Annotated in this window: 1 protein-coding gene; it reads right to left on the bottom strand. The window is 53.7% G+C overall.

Annotated features, from left to right (window positions below; genetic code table 11):
* Window positions 1–983 (bottom strand): GGDEF domain-containing phosphodiesterase (locus ABEH28_RS27295; protein ID WP_346631569.1); only part of this gene is annotated, 983 nt, incomplete at both ends.

Here is a 983-nt window from a genome sequence, read left to right as displayed (position 1 = left end):
GCAAGCAAGGGTGTGCTCAGCAGAATGCCTTGAGCATAAGGACAGCCTAGAATTCTGAGCTGAGCCATCTGGCTTTGCGTCTCTACCCCCTCAGCCACGATTGCCAGATCCAACACCTGGCCCAACGACAAAATACTTTTGACGATGGCAACGCTGCGCTCATGGCTCATCATACGGAAGACGAATGAGCGATCAATTTTGATGACATCAATAGGGTAGCGGTCGATATAGCTCAGGGAGCTGTAGCCCGTGCCGAAATCGTCCAACGCGACGCGAATGCCCTGAGCTCGAAGGGCTACCAGAGTCTGGAGCACAACATCCGGTTCATGCAGAAAGACCGACTCGGTGATCTCTATCTGCAGAGTGCAAGGGTCAAATCCGGTCTCGTTAAGTATATGGGCAACTTGAATAGCGAAGCCCTTGCGGTTCATCTCGACCCCCGACACATTGACGTTGAGCTTGATGGTTTTCTTCGGGAAGCTGTCGCGCCACCTCCTGACCTCACGGCAAGCATTGCGCATTACCCACTGACCAAGCTCGTGAATGACGCCAATGTCCTCTGCCACGCTGATGAAAACATCCGGTGTGACATTTCCCCAGATCGGATGGCGCCATCGGATCAAGGCTTCAACCCCCACGATGGCCTCAGTTTCTACAGAGAAGATCGGTTGGAATACCAGGTAGAACTCATCGGCTGTGATCGCATGCTTGAGCGCGCTTTGCAGCATCAACATGTCGATCGAGGCCTGCCGCATCGACACATCGAAGATCGCAAAGCGACCACGCCCTTGTTTCTTGGCCGAATACATCGCCACATCCGCATCTCGAATCAGGTTCTCAGCTGTATTGTGATGATTATCCAGGGTCGCGATGCCAATGCTGCAGGAGGTAAACAGCGTCTGGCCTTCGATCTCGATGGGTAGGCCAAGCGCTTGTATAATTCGTCCGGCAGTCTCGACAGCCTGTTTCTGGTGGTCTTCGCC

It is taken from the genome of Pseudomonas sp. Ps21-P2 (assembly GCF_039672565.1).
In the GTDB taxonomy this organism is placed as follows: Bacteria; Pseudomonadota; Gammaproteobacteria; order Pseudomonadales; family Pseudomonadaceae; genus Aquipseudomonas.
The sequence above is the reverse complement of the archived record's forward strand: the minus strand, read 5'-3'. Positions and strand labels throughout refer to the sequence as shown.